The organism is Pseudomonas sp. Colony2 (genome assembly GCF_019382755.1).
GTDB lineage: Bacteria > Pseudomonadota > Gammaproteobacteria > Pseudomonadales > Pseudomonadaceae > Aquipseudomonas.
Genome location: NZ_CP080030.1, coordinates 5,151,846 through 5,171,768, shown reverse-complemented (window position 1 = coordinate 5,171,768; position 19,923 = coordinate 5,151,846). Strand labels below are relative to the sequence as shown.

At 60.3% G+C, this 19,923-nt stretch carries 19 protein-coding genes and 4 tRNA genes; 11 read left to right on the top strand and 12 right to left on the bottom strand.

Annotated elements, in window-relative coordinates:
* Positions 1-16: 16 nt before the first annotated feature.
* Together JV201_RS20590 and JV201_RS20585 are read right to left on the bottom strand one after the other, a co-directional pair.
* Positions 17-829 carry an alpha/beta fold hydrolase gene (locus tag JV201_RS20590; protein ID WP_219405988.1) on the bottom strand — a complete coding sequence of 271 codons (813 nt, stop codon included), beginning with the start codon at positions 827-829 and terminating at the stop codon, positions 17-19.
* A gap of 121 nt (positions 830-950) precedes the next feature.
* The gene (locus JV201_RS20585; RefSeq protein WP_003217193.1) at positions 951-1,709 is read right to left on the bottom strand and encodes a hypothetical protein; all 759 of its coding nucleotides are present in this window, start codon (positions 1,707-1,709) and stop codon (positions 951-953) included.
* Positions 1,710-2,079: 370 nt separating this feature from the next.
* Here JV201_RS20585 and JV201_RS20580 point away from each other — a divergent pair.
* From JV201_RS20580 to JV201_RS20565, 4 genes are all read left to right on the top strand, one after another.
* A tRNA-Glu gene (locus JV201_RS20580) sits at positions 2,080-2,155 on the top strand.
* A 3-nt stretch (positions 2,156-2,158) separates the two neighbouring features.
* A tRNA-Gly gene (locus JV201_RS20575) sits at positions 2,159-2,234 on the top strand.
* Positions 2,235-2,338: 104 nt separating this feature from the next.
* Positions 2,339-2,414, top strand: a tRNA-Glu gene (locus tag JV201_RS20570).
* A 3-nt stretch (positions 2,415-2,417) separates the two neighbouring features.
* Positions 2,418-2,493 (top strand) — tRNA-Gly (locus tag JV201_RS20565).
* Positions 2,494-2,592: 99 nt separating this feature from the next.
* Here JV201_RS20565 and JV201_RS20560 read toward each other — a convergent pair.
* The 7 genes from JV201_RS20560 to JV201_RS20530 form a co-directional block, all read right to left on the bottom strand.
* Positions 2,593-3,138 carry a hypothetical protein gene (locus JV201_RS20560; protein WP_219405987.1) on the bottom strand — a complete coding sequence of 182 codons (546 nt, stop codon included), beginning with the start codon at positions 3,136-3,138 and terminating at the stop codon, positions 2,593-2,595.
* Complete coding sequence (locus tag JV201_RS20555) at positions 3,135-3,461, bottom strand: hypothetical protein (RefSeq protein WP_102606452.1); 327 nt, start codon at positions 3,459-3,461, stop codon at positions 3,135-3,137. Before JV201_RS20555 ends, JV201_RS20560 begins: the two co-directional genes overlap by 4 nt.
* Before the next feature lie 116 nt (positions 3,462-3,577).
* A complete protein-coding gene (locus JV201_RS20550) occupies positions 3,578-4,795 on the bottom strand; it encodes a phospholipase D-like domain-containing protein (protein ID WP_177021681.1) in 1,218 nt (405 codons plus the stop codon).
* Between the two features lie 56 nt (positions 4,796-4,851).
* Positions 4,852-5,499, bottom strand: a complete 648-nt coding sequence (locus JV201_RS20545) for a MotA/TolQ/ExbB proton channel family protein (protein ID WP_003217203.1) — start codon at positions 5,497-5,499, stop codon at positions 4,852-4,854.
* A 17-nt stretch (positions 5,500-5,516) separates the two neighbouring features.
* Positions 5,517-7,799 carry a TonB-dependent receptor gene (locus tag JV201_RS20540; protein ID WP_008431274.1) on the bottom strand — a complete coding sequence of 761 codons (2,283 nt, stop codon included), beginning with the start codon at positions 7,797-7,799 and terminating at the stop codon, positions 5,517-5,519.
* 24 nt (positions 7,800-7,823) lie between these two features.
* Positions 7,824-8,561: an energy transducer TonB gene (locus JV201_RS20535; RefSeq protein ID WP_003217207.1), complete on the bottom strand. Its 738-nt coding sequence runs from the start codon at positions 8,559-8,561 to the stop codon at positions 7,824-7,826.
* Between the two features lie 2 nt (positions 8,562-8,563).
* Positions 8,564-8,971 (bottom strand): biopolymer transporter ExbD, encoded by a 408-nt coding sequence (locus tag JV201_RS20530; protein ID WP_003217209.1) that lies wholly within the window; start codon positions 8,969-8,971, stop codon positions 8,564-8,566.
* Positions 8,972-9,160: 189 nt separating this feature from the next.
* Between JV201_RS20530 and JV201_RS20525 the strand changes: the two genes are divergently transcribed.
* Together JV201_RS20525 and JV201_RS20520 are read left to right on the top strand one after the other, a co-directional pair.
* On the top strand, positions 9,161-9,715 hold the full coding sequence (locus JV201_RS20525; protein WP_219405986.1) for a GNAT family N-acetyltransferase: 555 nt from the start codon (positions 9,161-9,163) through the stop codon (positions 9,713-9,715).
* Positions 9,715-11,283, top strand: a complete 1,569-nt coding sequence (locus JV201_RS20520) for an alkaline phosphatase (RefSeq protein WP_219405985.1) — start codon at positions 9,715-9,717, stop codon at positions 11,281-11,283. The genes JV201_RS20525 and JV201_RS20520 overlap by 1 nt, the downstream gene beginning before the upstream one ends.
* Here JV201_RS20520 and JV201_RS20515 read toward each other — a convergent pair whose 3' ends face one another.
* Positions 11,284-11,910 (bottom strand): hypothetical protein, encoded by a 627-nt coding sequence (locus tag JV201_RS20515; protein WP_003217215.1) that lies wholly within the window; start codon positions 11,908-11,910, stop codon positions 11,284-11,286. It abuts the gene before it with no gap.
* A gap of 91 nt (positions 11,911-12,001) precedes the next feature.
* Between JV201_RS20515 and JV201_RS20510 the strand changes: the two genes are divergently transcribed.
* Entirely contained in the window at positions 12,002-12,934 is a 933-nt protein-coding gene (locus tag JV201_RS20510) for a LysR family transcriptional regulator (protein WP_087695359.1), read from the top strand.
* A 142-nt stretch (positions 12,935-13,076) separates the two neighbouring features.
* Here JV201_RS20510 and JV201_RS20505 read toward each other — a convergent pair whose 3' ends face one another.
* Together JV201_RS20505 and JV201_RS20500 are read right to left on the bottom strand one after the other, a co-directional pair.
* Positions 13,077-13,484 carry a PA2817 family protein gene (locus tag JV201_RS20505; protein ID WP_003217220.1) on the bottom strand — a complete coding sequence of 136 codons (408 nt, stop codon included), beginning with the start codon at positions 13,482-13,484 and terminating at the stop codon, positions 13,077-13,079.
* A 231-nt stretch (positions 13,485-13,715) separates the two neighbouring features.
* Complete coding sequence (locus tag JV201_RS20500) at positions 13,716-16,163, bottom strand: acyl-CoA dehydrogenase (RefSeq protein ID WP_087695358.1); 2,448 nt, start codon at positions 16,161-16,163, stop codon at positions 13,716-13,718.
* 192 nt (positions 16,164-16,355) lie between these two features.
* Between JV201_RS20500 and JV201_RS20495 the strand changes: the two genes are divergently transcribed.
* The 4 genes from JV201_RS20495 (at position 16,356) to JV201_RS20480 (ending at position 19,540) form a co-directional block, all read left to right on the top strand.
* Positions 16,356-17,015 (top strand): transglutaminase family protein, encoded by a 660-nt coding sequence (locus JV201_RS20495; RefSeq protein WP_102369633.1) that lies wholly within the window; start codon positions 16,356-16,358, stop codon positions 17,013-17,015.
* Positions 17,016-17,072: 57 nt separating this feature from the next.
* Positions 17,073-17,696 (top strand): glutathione S-transferase family protein, encoded by a 624-nt coding sequence (locus JV201_RS20490; RefSeq protein WP_102369632.1) that lies wholly within the window; start codon positions 17,073-17,075, stop codon positions 17,694-17,696.
* Between the two features lie 135 nt (positions 17,697-17,831).
* Complete coding sequence (locus JV201_RS20485) at positions 17,832-18,764, top strand: ABC transporter ATP-binding protein (RefSeq protein WP_003217227.1); 933 nt, start codon at positions 17,832-17,834, stop codon at positions 18,762-18,764.
* Positions 18,761-19,540: an ABC transporter permease gene (locus tag JV201_RS20480; protein WP_003217229.1), complete on the top strand. Its 780-nt coding sequence runs from the start codon at positions 18,761-18,763 to the stop codon at positions 19,538-19,540. The genes JV201_RS20485 and JV201_RS20480 overlap by 4 nt, the downstream gene beginning before the upstream one ends.
* Positions 19,541-19,923 lie beyond the last annotated feature (383 nt).

Below are 19,923 nucleotides of genomic sequence, written 5' to 3'. Positions count from 1 at the left end.
TCAAAGGGCAGGGCGGTCAGGCGTTGTTGGCCAGGAAGGTCAGCAGCGCTTCGTTGACGAAATCGGGGTTTTCCCGGCTGGAGATATGCCCGGCGTGCGGAATCAACATCAGCGCGCAGCCGATCAAGGCCGCCATTTCCTCTGATTCGGCCGGTGGGCGTGGCTTGTCCTGCTCGCCACACATCACCAGGGTGGTGTCGGTGTCGAGGCGCGCCAGTTGTTCCAGCACATCCGCGCGGCTGAAGATAATCCGGCCCAGGGGCACGATGCTGTGCACCAGGCGCTCCTTGGGGAAGGCCTGCAGTGCGTTGCGGAAATCCTGGTACAAGGCCGACTCCCGGTCGATACCGGGACGGAAGAAGATCGGCGCCACCACATCCAGCAGCGGTTCCGGAATGGCGCCGGCATCTTCGATCATCTTGAACAGCGAAAAGTAGTATTGGCGAGTGGCTTCCGGCTCGGCGCCCAGGTGCGTGTCCATCAGCACCAGGCTGTTGACCCGCTCGGGAGCCAGCAGCGCCAGGCGTGCGCCCCACATGCCGCCGACCGACAAGCCCACGAGGTTGACCTGGGCAATGTCCAGGTGATCCAGCAGCGCCAGGTGCTGGCGTGCGAGGTCGTCCAGGGATGCAGTGTTTGCAGGCAGTGCGCCGGACTCGCCGTGGCCCCAAAGCTCGGGGACGATCACCCGGTACTGTTGCGACAGGGCTTCGATCTGCGGCGCCCACATCTGACTGTCCCACAGGTAGCTGGAACCGAGGAGAACGGCCGGGCCGGTGCCCTGGTCGAGGTAGTGCAGCGGTTGTCCATCGATGAGCACGACAGGCATGGCGAAGCCCTTTTCGTTAACGGAGTGAGGGGCCTTTTTTACGCTATTCGAGGGGAAGGGGATAGGTGCAGAGTGATGGCATGTGGCGAGCGGGTTTGCCGCCCACCACAATGGCAGGGGATCAGTCGTAGATGGCTTTCTTCTTCCAGTCGGCGTCCGCATCCACCACTTTCAAGCCTTCGGTCAATTCGTTGACCTCGTCTTCAGCCGGTTCAAGGTTGGACAGCACCATGGAGTTGGCGCGCGCCAGCTGTTTCTCGAGCAATTGCAGCTGCTGGCTGTACACCACCGGCTCCGGTTGCTTGCGCAGGTACTGCACGCCGCGTTCGAACGCCAGGCGAGCCTGGCCCGGCTGGCCTTGTTGCAGTGCGTGCTGGCCCAGGTTGTTGAAGAACTCGATGTGCAGCAGCACCAGGATATGGCGGATTTCCTTGATCCAGTGCTTGGCTTCATTGGTCGGCAGGAAACCGTCCTGGGCCGCTCGGGTCACCTGGCCATGCAGTGCTTCGAGCAGGAAACGTACATCCTTGGCCTTGGCTTCGGTCTGGATCGGGCCTGGCGGGTTGTTCACCGGAATCGATTCGCCCTGGGCCACCAGTGCGTTGAGTTCAGTGATGCGTGCCTTGAGCGACGCATTGGACTTGTCGAGGTTCAGCAGGCGCTGATTGACGTTGAGCTCCAGGCGGGTCAGCAGCAACTTGAGTCGCGGCGTCATCAACTGGCCAGGGAAGGTCTCGGTGATTTCGCCGCAGCGGCGCAGCCGGTCATTGAGTTCGATCCGGGTCCGGTTCTTTTCCAGCTTATTGTTTTCCACCACGTGGTTCATGTAGCCAATGGCGATCAGTATTACGATCCCGGCTATTACCAGCAGGGTGATCATGAGTGGTGTCACCGGTGTGACCTCTTTATGGGGTTTGCATTGAAGTGTAGTGACTGGTGCAGTGACCGGATAGGACTGAGCGACCAGTTGCGTCAGTAGTTTCTTCTATATAGCGGGGCAGTCCCTGCGTAGATGCACATTGCCATCATTTGCTGTGGCGAACTATAGCGCCTTGTGGAACGCCAGAATATAGGCGCCAAAGCCTGGACGGCGAGAAACCCTTGCAACCCCCGTAAACCACGGCGAAGTCATTGATTTAAATAAATTTATCCTTGGGGGTTGACGACCTCCCAATCCATCCATAGAATGCGCGCCACTTACAGCGTAAAGCACACAGCGAAACGCGGTAGGGAGTGAATGTTGTACGTGTGTCCCCTTCGTCTAGTGGCCTAGGACACCGCCCTTTCACGGCGGTAACAGGGGTTCGAGTCCCCTAGGGGACGCCATATGCGGGAATAGCTCAGTTGGTAGAGCACGACCTTGCCAAGGTCGGGGTCGCGAGTTCGAGTCTCGTTTCCCGCTCCAAATTTAAGCAGTGTTGCCCTCGGGCGGCACTGAGTGAAACCAGGGCGTAATCTTCGGATTTAATCTCTGGGCACTGAAACACACACCATGTGTTTCAGTAGCGTGTCCCCTTCGTCTAGTGGCCTAGGACACCGCCCTTTCACGGCGGTAACAGGGGTTCGAGTCCCCTAGGGGACGCCATTTGCGGGAATAGCTCAGTTGGTAGAGCACGACCTTGCCAAGGTCGGGGTCGCGAGTTCGAGTCTCGTTTCCCGCTCCATATTTAACGAAAACGCCGATCAGCAATGATCGGCGTTTTTGTTTGTGGGTTTTTTGTGAGCCGGAGTGCAATGCCTCGGCCCACGTTGCGTTTGTACCGCTAGAAATTATCCATCGCATGGCACATCGATAGCCTTCCCGATGGCGTCGGTTCAATCGGACTCCATCGTTCGGCACCTTTCGGCAGCTCAGCAAGCTCGAATGAGCAACTCCCGGACATTGATGCTCGCACCATGTAGTCCATGCCGGGCTTGGGGATAAACGTCATGGTGTTGAAACATTGCCGGCCATATTGCGGCAACCCAAGGTAATGAAAGGCAATGGGCGTGTTCGCCGGAATCACCTGTTCGGACGACACCGCACCGTCCCAGGTGTAAATCGGCCCCGGCATCCCCAGGCTTGCGCCATTGCGGTCGGCGAAGCCGGATTTGGCGGACACCATCACGCCTGCTCCGGGAACATTCCAGTCCAGACAATCGCGCCCGGGCACTGCGCGCACCATGCCGTCGCTGATAATGCGCAAGCGCGCCGTCTCGGCAGACGGTGGCGCTGTATAGGCGGTGTTGAGGGAGCGGATGTTATACACCTGGCCGCAGCCGCTGAGGAGCACCAGGAACAGGGCGGGAATGACACGTAAAGTGCTCATGGCTGGCGGCAGTTCTGGCTGACCGACAGATGCGGCGCGGGCTCATGGCTGACCATCTGCAAGCCATCGGCGCCCTGGAAGATAAAATATGTACTGCGACAATCCTTGAACGTCTGCGAGTAACCCTCAGCCCGGAATCCCTGCCCGTCGATCTTCCTGGTCACCGTATTGTCACGGCTGACCACGGCGAGTACCTGCTCATAGCTGTCGCCCATCTTCACCCCCGGCACCCCGGTGGAGGTCATGGAATTGGCACAACCTGCCAGCCCGATGGCCGCCCAAACCAGCGCCGTACCGTACAGTCCATTGCGTGTGGTGTTCATCCCTGCTCTCCATCCATGAGGTGTGCAGGGTTGGTCAGCGCAACGGCGGAAAAGTGCAACATTCATATCTGGCAATGTGACATTGCCCGCAAATCATGGGATTTGCAGGCAACGGCTCACGGCTTGCCCGGATGCGGCTCCGGGTACTCGCTTGTCGCGTCCAGTGCCTTGGCGTACGGCCCGTCCCACAGCTGTTCGTGTAAATCTCCCACGCGCTTGGCCATCGCTTCACTGCGCATCACCACTTCCAGGTTGCGCGAGTTATCGAAATAACCCCCCAGCCAGTTACTAGTGCCCACCCACGCCACTTGCCCGTCGATTTCCATGGTCTTGCTGTGGATCACCCGCGCATAAGGAATAAATCCTTGCCTGGCCTCGGGCAGCGTGACGATCTTGACCTCGACATTCGGCAGCACCGCCAGGCTTTTCAGGTACGGCAATTCCAGTGCTTCGGTGTTCCAGTTGGATACCATCAACTTGATCGAGACCCCGCGCGCTGCCGCTGCACGCACGGCGTTGTCGATCATCGCGTAGTAAGGCCGGGTTCTGTCAGGTCCATAGGACAGCGGCGCGTAGTCCAGCAGTTGTACGCGCACTTCCTTTTTCGCCTCGCCCAGCAGACGTGGCAGTTCCAGCTGCGAATCACCCACACCCGGCGGGTTGTAGCGCTGGGGGCTGGCTACCAGGTAGTTGCCGGTGCGTGCCGGTGTGGCGCCTGTGGCGGGCAGGGCAACAGGCTGGTTGTCGGCCAACGCAGCCTGGGCCTGCCAGTCCTGTTCAAAAATGGCCTGGGTCTGGGCGACGACGTTTGCATCACTGATCAACAGCCCGGTTTCGTGGATATGCTCCAGCGAACGCCAGTCGAAGTTCTGGCTGCCGATAAACGCCTGCTTGCCATCCACTACCATGTACTTGGCGTGGATGATCCCGCCACTCAGCTTGCCATAGGGCAGGATGCGGAAGGTCAGGTTGGGAATGGCTTTCAGGCGCTCCAGGGTCGAGGCTTCCGACAGCCGCACGCCTTTTTCTTCCAGCAGGAAGCGAATTTTCACCCCGCGTTTGCCGGCGGCTTCCAGGTGTTCAATCACCTTGTCCATCACCGAGCCAGGATGGTCGGCCGCGTAGAACTGGCCGATGTCGATGCGGCTTTTCGCGCCGTCGAACAGCTGGATCCACACGGGGCCGGGCTGGCGCAGATCGGCGGTGCCAAGTTGGGTGTCCACTGGCACGGTGTGTACCAACTCAAATCCCGGAATTGAAAAGTCCGCCTGGGCAAGCGGACTGAGGAGCAGGCCTGCAAGGCCGGCGATACGTAATTTCAGCGATATGGACATAGGCGTCTCATCGGGCAAAAAAAGGGCGGGCGCATGATGCGCCCGCCCCGGGAAGGTCACGCAGTGCGGGTGTGCAGCGGGGTCGGTACCAGGTGCGGCACTTCACCCTGCACGCGGGCACCGGTTGCCGCGCGGATCAGCAGGATTTTCAGCTGGTCGTTGATGCGCTCCAGGCTGTCCTGGAAGAAGTTGTGGAACACCACGCAGAACAGCGCGATGGCGATACCCAAACCCGTGGCGAACAGGGCCGTACCGATACCACCGGAAATCTGGCCCGGGTCGGACACACCGGCACTGGCCAGCGCCTTGAAGGTGTCGATGATGCCGAGGATGGTCCCCAACAGGCCGAGCAGCGGCGCGGCGGTGGTGATGGTTTCGATGATCCACAGGCTGCGCGACAGCGGCGCGCGGGTCTTGAGGTACTGGGTTTCGATCTCGTCGTCCAGGTCCTTGCGCGAACCATGGGACGCCTTCTGCGCCAGGATCGGCAGCACCATGCTCAGCGGCAGGCTGTCACGGCGAGTCAGGTTTTCCGGCAGGTCGCGTTCGCTGTGCACATTGGCGCCCAGCACTTCGGTCAATGCACGGGCCTGGCGGCGCACGTAGGCGAAGTAGATGCCACGTTCGATGGTGATGAAGATTGCAATCGCCAGTGCGGCGTACATCACATAAAAGGTGATTTGGTGAAGCAGGTTCATGTCCATGATGCTGAGCCTCGCAGTTAGAAATTGGCTTCCAGGGAAACGGTGACGGTGCGGTCAAGCCCAACGATGTAGGCCGGGTCGCCATCGCGGAAACCGCTGTAGCTCGCCGAGTTGGTCTTGGTGGTGTACACGCCGTCCAGGTACTTCTTGTCGAACAGGTTGTCGACGTTCAGGCGCAGGGTTGCGTCCTTGACGACTTTCTTGTCCACCGGCAGGTAGATACCGGCGCCGAGGTTGAAGATGGTGCGGGCGGAGATGGCTTCGTCGTTGGTCAGGTCGCCATAGAGCTTGCTGGTGAACTTGCCGCCGAAGGTGCCGTAGAAGCGCCCGTCGTCATAGCCGATGTTGGCCGCCAGCATGTTGGTCGGCACGTTGGCGAACTGCTTGCCGCTGGTGGGCAGCACGATCGGCTTGCCGGCGCTGTAGACGGTCAGGTCGTCCTGCTGCTTGGAGCTGGTGTAGGTGTAGGAGGTGTAGTAGTTGAAGTTGTGCGGCAGCTTGCCGCTCCACTCCAGTTCCAGGCCTTTGTTGATGACGGTGCCGGCGTTGATGTCGGCGGAATCACCGTTGCTGTCCAGGGAGGTGAGCTGGCGATTCTTGAACTGCATGTAGAACAGGGTCGCGGCGAGGGTGCTGTCTTCGCCGGTGTAGCGCCAGCCCAGTTCCTGGTTCCAGCTGAGTTCCGGCTTGGAGTCGAGGGAGCCGACGCCTTTGTCGTACAGCACGTAGTTCTGTGGAATACGCATGTTGCGCGACAGGCTGTAGAACAACTGGTCACGCTCGTCGAGCTGGTATTTCAGGCCGGCGTTGGGCAGCAGTTTGTTGTAGGTCTGGCTGGCCTTGCCGGGTTGCTCGGTGAGGCTGCCGTGGTTGGTGCCGTCACGCTCGACGTTCATGTACGCAATGCCCGCGATCAACGTCCAGTCCGAGTTGATGTACCAGGTGTCCTGGGTCCAGACCTTTTGCGCCGGCGTCACGGTGTAGCGGTCGCGACCCTGTACGGTGTTGCCGTTGGCGTCGACCACGGAGTTGCCGTCGGGCCAGGTATCGCTTGGCTTGCCGTTGTTCTTCAGGGCAATGAACGGTTGGGTCTGGCTTTGGCGGGCGCGTTCATACCAGTAGCCGAATTGCAGGCTGTGGTCGCCCAGGTCCCAGTTCAGCTTGGTGGTGATGCCCGGGCGCCAGGTCTGGGTGCGCGAAGGGCGGTAGTAGACGCCGGTGGTCGCGGAACCGTCGGCGTTGTATTGAGCCTGTGTCGGCAGGTTGCCGAGGTCGAAAACGCCGCCCTTGTTCGAGCCACTGTTCAGCGCATAGGCCGAGGAGCCCACGCCGCTGCCGTTGCCGTAGTAGTAATACGGGATCACCGAGAGGGACAGGTTGTCGCTCAGCTTGTACTGGGTGTTGAGCACGGCGGTAAAGGTCTGGAACGGGTTCTGCGCCAGGTCGTAGTAGCTGCTGACCTTGCCGTTGGCGCCCACCGCCGGTGTCGCCGGGTACGGGTCGTACTTGCGGCCGTACTGCTGGAACTGTGCCTTGGTCAACTGGCTGTAACTGTTGTTGTCCTGCTCGTGGTACTTGAGGATCAGGTTGGCGGTGTTGCCGTTGCCGGCGTCGAAGAAGCTGTTCCACTCCACCTTGTCCGCACGTACGGCACCCGAGCCGCGCCACATCTGGCCTTCGGTGTGAGAAGCCGACAGCCAGTTGCTCAGGCCGTTGACTTCACCGGTATTGAGGCGGGCGAAGGTCTTGCGGGTGGCGTTGCTGCCGACCACTTGCTTGACGAAGGCACCGGTTTCCTTGGTGGGGCGAATGGTCACGATGCCGATGTTGCCGCCGCTGGAACCGATGTGCGGGCCGTCGGCTTCCGACGAGCCCTGGGTGACGAAAATCTGGTCGATGTTTTCCGGGTCGCCCAACAGGTTGGAGTACAACGCGTAGTTGCCGGAGTCGTTGATCGGCATGCCGTCCACCGACATACCGACCTGGTCGGAGTTCATGCCGCGCATGGTGAAGCGGAAACCCGAGAGGCCGGTGTTGTCTTCACTGGAGATGTTCAGGCCCGGGGTGTACTTGAGCTTGTCGATGGCGTTGCCGGTGGCCGTCTGTTTGTCCAATGCTTCCTTGGTGATGGTCGAGCGGCCCTTGGCGCTCTCTTCCTGGACCATGTAACCGCCCCCAGCGGTTGCCTTGCCCTGTACCCCAATAGTCCCGACGTCACTGTCGCTGGTATCTGCCATGACCACTCCATGGGTCATGCTCGTCGCGGCAACGAGTGCCAGATGAATCCGGGTGAACTTCATCACTGTCGTCCTGGTGGTGTGTGCTTATTGCACGCTGTAGTTGAAGGTGGCGGTGAAGCGCTGCTCGTTACGTCCACCGAAGGCTTGTTCGGGGAACGGTTTCACCTGCTTGATACGGCGCAGGCTGTTGGTGGCGGCCCGGTTGAGCAGCATGCTCGGCGCCGGGGTCTGGATCCCGGAGTCGAGGACGCGGCCTTGGCGGTCCACCATTAACCAGACCACCACCTCGCCACTCGGGCGTTCAAGGGACGCCTGGCGCCCGGTGGGGTATTGCTTGTAGGTGTCCAACTCGTTGCGCAAGCCCTTGAGGTAGCCGCCTTCCAGTGCCTGGCCGTCGACTTTCGGCGGCGCCGGTGGCGCAGCGGGTGCTGGCGTGGGAGCGGGAGCGGCTTGCACCGGCTTGGCGGCCACCGGAGCTGGCGCAGGCACAGGCGTTGGCTTGGCGACCACGGGCTTGGGCACCGGTTTTGGCTTGGGCTCAGGCTTTGGCAGTGGTTTGGGGATCGGCTTGGGTGGCGGAGGCGGAGGGGCAGGTTCGGCCTCCTCGTCTTCGATCACCGGCGGCGGTGGCGGCGGTTCTTCCACCACGGGCTCGGGGACCACTTCCGGCTCGGGCTCGACCAGCGCGAGTTCAACCGCCGACTCGTCGTACTGCGGCTGGATCTTCAGGGGTTGGGACTGGATACCCAGTGCAATCAGCACCAGGGCGATCAGGGCCGGGACACTGCCCAGCAGCCGACGCGCACGAAACAAGGCATACATGATCAGGACTTTTTCGTGGCGATGGAGACAGAGGTAAAGCCACCCAGGCGCAGGGTGTCCATCACCTCGACCAGGCGCGACACTTCCACGCCTTTGTCGCTGTTGACGATGATCGTCGACTTGGTGTCTGGCTTCTCGCCGGCCTTGAGTGCAGGCACCAGCGCGTCGACGGTCAGGTCCTTGCCATCGAGCTGCAGCTGACCTTCCAGGCCCAGGGTCAGGATGAATTTATTTTGCGGCTTGAGCTGCTGTGAACTGCTGGCGCTCGGCAGCTGAGTCTTCATGCCCAGGGCCGGAATCACGTTCAAACTCACCAGTACAAAAAACACCAACAGGAACATCATCACGTCGATCATCGGGATCAGTTCGATGTGTGCCTTGCGTTTTTTGGGTTCATCCCAAGTTCTCATTCCGCTACCCCGCAGTTGATTAGGGGCGACACGCTAGCAACCAAAAATGACCGAATGGTTAACTTTAATTTAAGCTTTTAAGGCTCTAGGACGCGTCTTACAGACGACTCGTAGGTCTATTTATCTACGTAATGAAACTGACACGACGCGGGTACATTCTTGGAGAATTTATTTCGCGAGTCCCCCTGCATGAGCATTGCACTGCCGCATTTATCCACCCCGCGACTGCTGTTGAAGCCTCTGCAAAAGGAGCAGGCCGAGACGTTGTCGGTGCTGGCCAACGATCCCGATATTGCGAACAACACGGCTGCGATTCCATCGCCATACACCTTGGAAACCGCACACGCCTTTATTGATGGCCAGGCAGAGAATTACCGCTCGGGGCATTCACTGGGGCTGGGGATTCATCTGCGGGAAACTGGCGAATTGATCGGCGTGATCAGTCTCAGATTATCTGCTGCTCATCGAAGTGGGCATCTCGGGTATTGGGTGGCCGCCCATTCTCGAAGCCAGGGTTATGCCGCCGAAGCAGCGGCGCAGATCATAGCGTTTGGGTTCAGCGAATTGGCGCTGCAGCGTGTGGGCAGCCAGTGCTTTGCTCGTAACAAAGGGTCCGCTCGGGTCATGGAAAAAATTGGCTTGGGTTACGAAGGGTGCATGAAGGGCGCCTTCCTCAAGAATGGGGTGCACGAGGACATGTTGTTGTATGGCCTGGTGCGTGCCGATTGGAAGGAGCGCAGTTGATGAGTGTGAATCACGATCGCCGTCGCGTACTGGGCGGGCTTGCAGTTGCCACGGCGTTTTCGATCCTCAGCCCGTTTGCCCGTAGTGCAGGCATCGACTATCCCTTCACCCTCGGTGTGGCGTCAGGCGATCCATTGCCCGATGGTTTCGTGATCTGGACGCGCCTCGCGCCGCTGTTCAATGCCGCCGACGGTCGGGGTGGCCTGAACCGAGCGGTGCCGGTGCGCTGGAAGGTGGCCCGCGATGCAGCGATGACGCGCGTTGTGCGCCAGGGCGAGGTGATGGCCAGCGAGCGTTTCGCCCATTCGGTGCATGTGGAAGTGAGCGGGTTGGAGGCGGGTCGACCTTACTGGTACCAGTTCGAGGGCCTCGGTGCGCAAAGCCCGGTGGGCCAGTCGCGCACAGCGCCGGCGGTGCATGCCATGGCATCGGCGCAGTTGGGTTTTGTCTCCTGCTCCCATTGGGAGCGAGGCTACTTCAGCGCCTATCGGCATTTGGCCGCCGAGCAGCCTGACCTGGTGTTTTTCCTCGGGGATTACATCTATGACAGTTCCTACGCGGCTGATTCCGGCAAGATCATTCGCCCCCACGGCAGCGGCAATGCGTTGAATCTGGTGGATTACCGCAACCGCTACGCCCTGTACAAGACCGATCCGGATTTGCAGGCACTGCATGCTGCGGCGCCCAGTGTGGTCACCTGGGACGATCACGAAGTGCAAAACGACTATGCCAGCCAGTGGTCCCAGGACCCGAACATCCCGGTGACGAGTTTTCTCAAGCAGCGGGCGGCGGCCTACCAGGCCTTCTACGAGCACATGCCGCTGCGGGCCAGCAGCCTGCCGCGCGGGCCGGACATGCGCCTCTATCGGCGTTTGGACTACGGCCGGCTGGCGCGTTTCCATGTGCTGGATGGGCGTCAGTACCGCTCCGAGCAGCCATGCATCCTGGCCAATGGCAGCCACAAGGGACATGTGGCCGCGAACACCTGTGCTGACCTGCGCGATCCCCGTCGCACCATGCTCGGCTGGGAGCAGGAGGCTTGGCTGGATCAGGGTTTTGCCGAGTCCCGGGCACAATGGAACGTGATCGCGCAGGACCTGTTGGTCGCGCCGCTCACGCAACGTGACCTGACCAACCACAAGCCCGGCCGCTGGACCGATGGCTGGGATGGTTACATGGCCAACCGTGAGCGGATGCTTGCGTCGATGGTGCGCAGAAAGGTGAATAACCCGGTGTTCTGGGGCGGCGATATTCACTCGTTCTGGACGACGGACCTGCACGCTGACGCAGGGAATCCGGATTCGCCCGTGGTCGCGACCGAGTTTGTCGGCACGTCGGTGACGTCTGACGGGCCACCATTTGATGCGTTCAGTGCGATCCTGCCCCTCAATCCCCATGTGAAGTTTTTCGACAGCCGCCAGCGCGGCTATGTGTCGGTGGCGCTTGAGGAGAGGAATATGCTGACGAACTTCCGGGTGATTTCCGATCCCCGGGATCCGAACGCCAGCGTCTCGACCCTCAAGTCGTTTGTGGTGGAACCGGGCAGGGCGGGGGCGATTGCGGTTTAGTCAGTTCAGGGTATAGCGCACCGACAATGCACCCTTTTTCTCGGAGAGGGCCAGGATCGTCACCTGACCCACGTCCCCCAATGCCTGCACATGCGTGCCGCCGCAGGCATAGGCCGGCAGGTCGCCAAAACCCACTTGCCGCGTACCGTCATCCAGGGCCATATGGCGCGGCAGGTTGGCGGCGATCCATTGGTCGACTTGCCGCTGGATCGCCTCGGCGTCCATGGCCTGGGCCGAGGTGCCGCGAATAAAGGTGATCTTGCCTTCGCCCGGCCAGTGATGAGCCTTGATCGGCATCCAGCCCAGGGTTTCACCGGCATTGCCGATCAGATGCCCGGCCGAGTGCAGGCGCGTGTGCAAGGTGCGGCGGTCTTCATCGACGCGTGCCTGGATCACGCCGGGAGCCACGGGGCGGTCTACGTAATGCACGACATGATCGCCTTCCTGCACCACCTTCAACACCTGGCTTGCCCCGAGCCAGCCGGTGTCGCAGGGCTGGCCGCCACCTTGTGGATGGAAGATTGTGGACTGCAGGATTACCGCAAACTGGTTATCAAAAGGTGTGCATCCCAGCACTTCAAGTTCGGCATTCAGGTGGTCATGGGTAAAAAACAGGCGCTGGGTCATCATTTATATCCGCATCAGGGTTTCTAACCGGCAGTATAAGAAGTGCGCCAATGGGTGATAATCCGTTCAAATCTCAATGGACTTGTGCGTCATGAGCATCAATCTTCCCTTACCGCTGCTGGGCGAAATGGCGATTTTCGTCAAGGTGGTGGAAACAGGCAGCTTCTCCGAGGCTGCGCGCCAACTGGGAGCATCGCCGTCCTCCGTGAGCCGCAGCATCTCACGCCTGGAAAAGGCCCTGGCAACTCGCCTGCTGCAACGCACTACGCGCAAGTTGCGCCTCAGCGAAGGTGGCGAAGAGGTGTTCAAGCGCTGCCAGGAAATGGTCAGTGCTGCGCGGTCGGTGATGGAAATCAGCGGCCAATACACCCATGAAGCCGAAGGGCTGGTGCGGGTCAGCGTGCCCAAGGCGGTAGGGCGTTTTGTGGTGCATCCGCATATGCCGGAGTTTTTGCGGCGTTATCCCAAGGTTGACGTGCAGTTGATCCTGGAGGACCGGCATGTGGACCTGATTGACGACAATGTCGACCTGAGCATCCGCATCACCGACAGCCCGCCGCCGGGGTTGGTGGGGCGCCAGTTGCTGCCGATCGAGCATTTGATCTGCGCCACGCCGCGGTACCTGGCGGAGCACGGTACGCCGCAGCATCCCCATGATTTGCTGGAGCACAGTTGCATCTACCTGGGTGAGACGCCGGGGGATGCGCGCTGGAAGTTTCGCCAGGGCAGCAAGGCGGTGACGGTGGGCGTGCGCGGGCGGTATGCGGCCAATCACACAGGCGTGCGGCTGGATGCGGTATTGCAACATGTGGGGATTGGCAGCTTGCCGTATTTCACGGCGCGGCATGCGCTGGAGACGAGGGAGGTGGTGCAGGTGTTGCCGGGGTGGGATTTCATTGCGTCGTACCACGGGGATGCGTGGCTACTGCATTCGCCGACGCGGTACCTGCCGCCGAAGTTGCGGGTGTTTATTGATTATCTGGTGGAGTGCATGGCCAAAGAGCCGACGCTGAAGAAACGGTAGGAATACAGTTTAAATGTGGGAGCGGGCTTGCTCGCGAATGCGGTGTATCAGTCACCTAAAATATTGACTGAACCACCGCATTCGCGAGCAAGTCGAACCGTCGCACCGCCGCTCCCACATTTGATTTTCGTCAGCCCTGAGATCAGTGCTTGGGCTGGTCATTGGACATGGCCAACAACTGCTTTTCCTGGTTCCAGTCGAACGGTTCGTCGTTCTGTTCAGCTTCGAAGCGACGTTCTTCCAGGGCCTGGTACAGGTCCAGCTCGTCGTCGGGCATGAAGTGCAGGCAGTCGCCACCGAAGAACCACAGCAGGTCGCGTGGCACCAGGTGAGCAATTTGCGGATAGCGCAGGATGACCTGGCTCATCATGTCCTGGCCCAGGTACTGGCTTTCGATCGGGTCGATGGGCAGCAAGGCGCGCAGTTCATCGAAGCGCTCCAGGAACAGGAGGTGGCTTTCCTCGGGAACCTGTTCGGCTTCGCCGACGGCAACCAGGATGCTGCGCAGGTGGTCGAGCAAGACGAGATGATCGGCAACGACGTTGGACACGAGATAAGTCCTCAAGAGCAAAACGGGCGCGAGAGTATATAGCTCGGTGCCTTGCCTCACAAATACGATTCCTTTTGACGAGTGGCTGTTGTTGTCAGGCAAGGCGCCGCGACGAGTCATAGCTTGCTATGGCGAGGAGCGGCAACGCAGCATGACGACAACAGACGCCGTCAAAAGGGATCAGTATTTGTGAGGCAGGGCACTCTACCCGTTTTTATATGACCGCTGGGATCAGCGGACTTTTCCCTCGGCCTGGCTCAGTTCTTCCTTGCTGAAATCATCCACGTCGATCACCTTGCGCCGCGCCGCTTCAGCGTCACGCAGGGTCTGCGCCTCGGCCGGTTGCAGCACGCCGGCATGCAGCGCGGCATCGATGGCGTGTTCGCCCGCGGTCGGTTTGACCTGGCCGCTCTTGAGGCCTTCGTGGAGTTTTTTCTGCAACGGATGGCTGTCGGCCAACAGGTCGTAGGCGTGTTGCAGGGCGCCCACCGGATCTTCTGCGGACTGTGGGCGATAGCAGCCCGCCAGTACCGCTTCCAGGGTCGGGTCACCCTTGGCGCGACCAAGCACTGCGGCCACCTCGGCATCCAGCGCATCGGACGGGCCTTTATGACGGCGGCCGAACGGGAACACGATCACCCGCAACAGACAACCCAACACCTTGCTCGGGAAGTTGGTCAGCAGTTCATCCAGTGCACGCTCGGAGTGGCCAAGGCTCTCTTCCATGGCCCAGGCGAACAGCGGTTCCAGGTGGTCTGGCGAATCCAGGTCGTGATAACGCTTGAGTGCAGCCGATGCCAGGTACATGTGGCTCAGCACATCACCAAGACGTGCCGACAGGCGTTCGCGTCGTTTCAACTCGCCGCCCAGCAGCATCATGCTCAGGTCCGCCAGCATCGCAAACGCCGCGGCCTGACGGTTGAGTGCGCGGAAATAGCCCTGGCTCAGGCTGTTGCCCGGAGCCTTTTCGAAGTGACCGAAACCGAGGTTCAACACCAGGGTGCTGGCGGCGTTGCTTACGGCAAAGCCGATGTGCTGCAGCAGCAGGCCGTCGAACTCCTTCAGCGCCTGGTCATGGTCTTCGCGACCGGCCAGGGCCATTTCCTTGAGCACGAACGGATGGCAACGAATCGCACCCTGGCCGAAGATCATCAGGTTGCGCGAGAGGATATTCGCGCCTTCCACGGTGATGAAGATCGGCGCGCCTTGCCAGCTGCGGCCCAGGTAGTTGTTGGGGCCCATGATGATGCCCTTGCCGCCGTGCACGTCCATCGCGTGGCTGATGCATTCGCGGCCGCGTTCGGTCAGGTGGTACTTGAGGATCGCCGACAGTACCGAGGGTTTCTCCCCCAGGTCGACCGCGTTGGCGGTGAGCATCCGCGCGCTGTCCATCAGCCACGCGTTGCCGCCGATGCGGGCCAGGGCTTCCTGGATGCCTTCAAAGGCCGCCAGCGGTACGTTGAACTGCTCACGCACCTGGGCGTACTGGCCGGTCACCAGGCTGGTGAACTTGGCCGCGCCCGTTCCGACGGCAGGCAGGGAAATCGAACGGCCTACCGACAGGCAGTTCATCAGCATCATCCAGCCCTTGCCGAGCATTTCCTGGCCACCGATCAGGAATTCCAGCGGAATGAAAACATCCTTGCCGGAGTTGGGGCCGTTCATGAACGCGGCGCCTAGTGGCAGGTGACGGCGGCCAATTTCAACACCCGGGGTGTCGGTGGGGATCAGCGCGAGGCTGATGCCCAGGTCTTCTTTGTCGCCCAGCAGATGATCCGGGTCATGGGCCTTGAAGGCCAGGCCGAGCAAAGTCGCTACCGGGCCGAGGGTGATGTAGCGTTTTTCCCAGTTCAGGCGCAGGCCGAGGGTTTCCTTGCCTTCCCATTCGCCTTTGCAGATCACCCCGGTGTCGGGCATGGAGCCAGCATCGGAACCGGCCAGTGGGCCGGTCAGGGCAAAGCACGGGATATCGTCGCCACGGGCCAGGCGTGGCAGGTAATGGTTGCGTTGTTCATCGGTGCCGTAGTGCAGCAGCAATTCGGCCGGGCCCAGGGAGTTGGGGACCATGACCGTGGAGGCGAGGTCGCCGCTGCGGGTCGCCAGCTTCATCGCGACCTGGGAGTGGGCATAGGCGGAGAAGCCTTTGCCGCCGAACTCCTTGGGGATGATCAGGGCAAAAAAGCCATGCTGCTTGATGTGTTCCCAGGCGGCGGGGGGCAGGTCCATGGCCTGGCCGATTTCCCAGTCGGTGACCATGGCGCACAGTTCTTCGGTAGGGCCGTCGATGAAGGCTTGTTCTTCTTCAGTCAGTTGCGCCTTGGGATAGGCCAGCAGCTTGTCCCAGTCGGGGCGGCCGCTGAACAGCTCGCCGTCCCACCACACGGTGCCGGCGTCGATGGCGTCGCGCTCGGTCTCGGACATCGGCGGCAGGACTTTCTGGAACCAGTTGAACAGCGGCGCGGTGAAGTACTTGCGGCGCAGGTCCGGCAGCAGCAGCGGGGCGGCTACCACGGCGATCAGTACCCAGAAGATCAGCAGCAACCAGCCTGGTGCGTGGCTGAAGGCGCCCATCGCCAACAGGTAGACGGCGACCACGCCGATGGCGGGCAGGGGCGCGATGCGCCGGTGCGCCAGGTAGGCAATGCCCACCACCAGAACCAGTATCCACAACAACAGCATATTCAATCCTCCGTGAAACCAGGTGCGAAATCACCTCAGAGCTTAGTCGGCATCCGAACAAGCGGGGTGACGAGGGTGTTACGTGGTGTGCCGGCAATGATCAGCACCAGGCGCCGACATTTGGCCGAATCGTCGTTATCCCAGGTGCATGCCTGTGGTTAGACTCAGGGCTTGCTCTCTGAGATTAACCTCATGAATGCGTACTTGAATCCCGGCCGCTTCATCGATAGTGACCACCCTGCGGTGGTGGAGTTCGCCGAAAAACATCGCGGTTCGAGTGCCGCACTTCGTGACCAGGCAGTCAGTCTTTACTACGCTGTGCGCGAGGCGGTGCGCTATAACCCCTATACCTTCAGTCGCGACCCGCAAACCCTCAGCGCGAGCTTCGCACTGGCGGCCGGCGAGAGTTATTGCGTGCCCAAGGCAACATTGCTGGCGGCGTGCGCAAGGCACTGCGGGATCCCGGCGCGCATCGGCCTGGCCGACGTGCGTAACCACCTCTCGACGCCCCGTTTGATCGAGCTGCTCAGAAGTGACGTATTTGCCATGCATGGCTATACCGAGTTGTATCTGGACGGCCGTTGGGTCAAGGCCACGCCGGCGTTCAATCAGCAACTGTGCGAACTGTTCGATGTGCCGCCGCTGGATTTCGATGGCATTCATGACAGTGTTTTCCACGCCTTCAACCGCAAGGGCCAGCGCTCCATGGAGTACGTGGTGGACCATGGGCAATTTGCCGAGGTGCCCGAGGAATTTTTCTTCGCCCACATCCAGAAATGTTACCCGCACCTGTTTGGCGAGCAGATGCCGATCCTGCTGGGGGACATGCAGAGTGATTTAAGCCGGACGTGATCCGGCGTATGCTGCCCCGGCATTCATCCAACCATCTTTTTCAAAATCGGGGCGGTCATGCTGAAAATCTGGGGTCGTAAAAATTCGTCAAATGTCAGGAAAGCACTGTGGTGCGCCGAGGAGCTCGGCCTGGACTATGAGGCAATTGATGCGGGCGGGGCTTTTGGTGTGGTCGACACGCCGCAATACCGCGCGCGGAACCCCAATGGCCGGGTGCCGATGATTGAAGACGGCGACTTTGTGCTGTGGGAATCCAACACCATCGTGCGCTACCTGGCCGCCAAACATGCGCCGGATTCGAACTGGTACCCCAGCGAGCTGCAAGCCCGGGCCAACGCGGAAAAGTGGATGGACTGGACCACCTCGACCCTGGCCGAACCGTTCAAGACCGTGTTCTGGGGCGTGCTGCGAACCCCGGCTGAAAAACAGAACTGGGACACCATCAACGCCGGTCGCCAGGCCTGCATCGACGTTTTGCAGACGGTGGATCAGGCCTTGGCCACGCAACCTTACCTGTCCGGCAGCGAGATCGGCATGGGCGATATCCCCTTGGGCAGCTTCATTTATGCCTGGTTCGAAATGCCCATCGAACGCCCGTCGATGCCTAACCTGGAAGCCTGGTACCAGCGGCTGCGCCAGCGTCCGGCCTATCAGAAATCGGTCATGACCGCGTTGACCTGATACCGACTATTAATACGGGTTACTGTACTTGTGCGGCGCGGACAAGCACCATGCTTGTCACGCGCAGCCGTTGTATTCCGTGCGGTCTGCCCTCATGTAACAATTCTATTCCTCTTCTTTGGTGCGTAATCCGATATGAGTTCCGCTCTGTCCATCCGGCAGCTAACCAAAACCTACGGCAACGGTTTCCAGGCCCTGAGTGGTATCGATCTGGACGTCGCCGAAGGTGATTTCTTCGCCTTGCTCGGCCCCAATGGCGCCGGCAAATCCACCACCATCGGGATTCTCTCGACCCTGGTCAACAAGACCACCGGTACGGTGAACATCTTTGGCAACGACCTGGACAAATCCCCGGCGGCGCTCAAGCGCAGCATCGGCGTGGTGCCCCAGGAGTTCAACTTCAACCAGTTTGAAAAGACCTTCGACATCGTCGTGACCCAGGCCGGTTACTACGGCATCCCGCCGAAGATCGCGAAGGAACGCGCCGAGCAATACCTCACGCAACTGGGCTTGTGGGACAAGCGCGACGTGCCTTCGCGTTCCCTGTCCGGGGGCATGAAGCGCCGCTTGATGATCGCTCGCGCCCTGGTTCACGAACCGCGCCTGCTGATCCTCGACGAGCCGACGGCGGGCGTGGACATTGAGCTGCGTCGTTCGATGTGGACGTTTCTCACCGAGCTGAACCAGAAAGGCATCACCATCATCCTCACCACGCACTACCTGGAAGAGGCTGAGCAGCTGTGCCGCAACATCGGCATCATCGACCACGGCACCATTGTCGAAAACACCAGCATGCGTAATTTGCTGAGCCAGTTGCACGTCGAGACCTTCCTGCTCGACCTGAAAAACGACATGACGGTTGCGCCCCAGTTGATCGGCTACCCGAATCGCCTGGTGGACAGCCACACCCTGGAAGTCCAGGTGGACAAAGCCGTGGGCATCACCGCGCTGTTTGGCCAACTGGCTACCCAGAACATCGAGGTGCTGAGCCTGCGTAACAAAACCAATCGCCTTGAGGAGTTGTTTGTGTCCCTGGTGGAGAAAAATCTGGCGAAGGTGGCGGTATGAGTTCGGAACTGCAACCCAACCTTGTCGCGCTGCAGACCATCGTTTATCGCGAAGTGAAGCGCTTTACCCGGATCTGGCCGCAGACCTTGCTGCCGCCGGCGATCACCATGGTTTTGTACTTCGTGATCTTCGGTAACCTGATTGGTCGGCAGATTGGTGATATGGGTGGATTCACCTATATGGAGTACATCGTGCCAGGGTTGATCATGATGTCGGTGATTACCAACTCCTACGGCAACGTGGTGTCGAGCTTTTTTGGCAGCAAGTTCCAGCGGTCCATCGAGGAATTGATGGTGTCGCCGGTGTCGCCTCATACGATTTTGATCGGCTACACCCTGGGCGGTGTGCTGCGCGGGTTGATGGTTGGGGTGATTGTGACGTTGCTGTCGCTGTTCTTTACCCATTTGCAGGTGCATCACCTCGGGATCACCCTGTTGGTGGTGGTGCTGACGGCGACTATCTTTTCGTTGCTGGGGTTCATCAATGCGGTGTTTGCGCGCAACTTTGATGATATTTCGATTATTCCGACGTTTGTTCTTACGCCGCTGACGTATCTGGGTGGGGTGTTTTATTCGATCACCTTGCTGCCGCCGTTCTGGCAGACGGTGTCGTTGGCTAACCCGGTGTTGCATATGGTTAACGCGTTTCGCTATGGGATCCTGGGCGTTTCGGACATCAAGATCAGTGTGGCGATCACCTTTATGCTGGTGGCGACTGTGGTGCTGTATGTGGGGTGTGCGCGGTTGCTGGTGAGTGGGCGTGGGATGCGCACCTAAGCGTTGATATGTGATGAAAGACGGCCTCCAGATGAGGCCGTTTTTTTTGGCGATTGGTTTGAGTACATATCCGTTTCTTCGGTAACGGCTACTTATGGTTTCGCTCTTACAGCGAGTCACTTTGCAAAAGCCCCAAAGTAAGCAAAGGGCTCTGCCCCGCCTGTCGGCGCCTCGCTGTGGCTCGGCGTTCCCTCACTCCGGCATTGCTCCGCGGGCCGCCGCGACGGGCCATCCATGGCCCGGCGCGGCTAAACCGGCGTCCTGCCGGTTTACCCGCTSCGCAATACCTGCGTTCGGCCTCGGGCTTATTGGGGCAGTCAGATCAAGATCAAAAGCAAGAGCACAGCGGCCTACCGGCCGGCTTGAGTGTTGAAGAGCAAAAG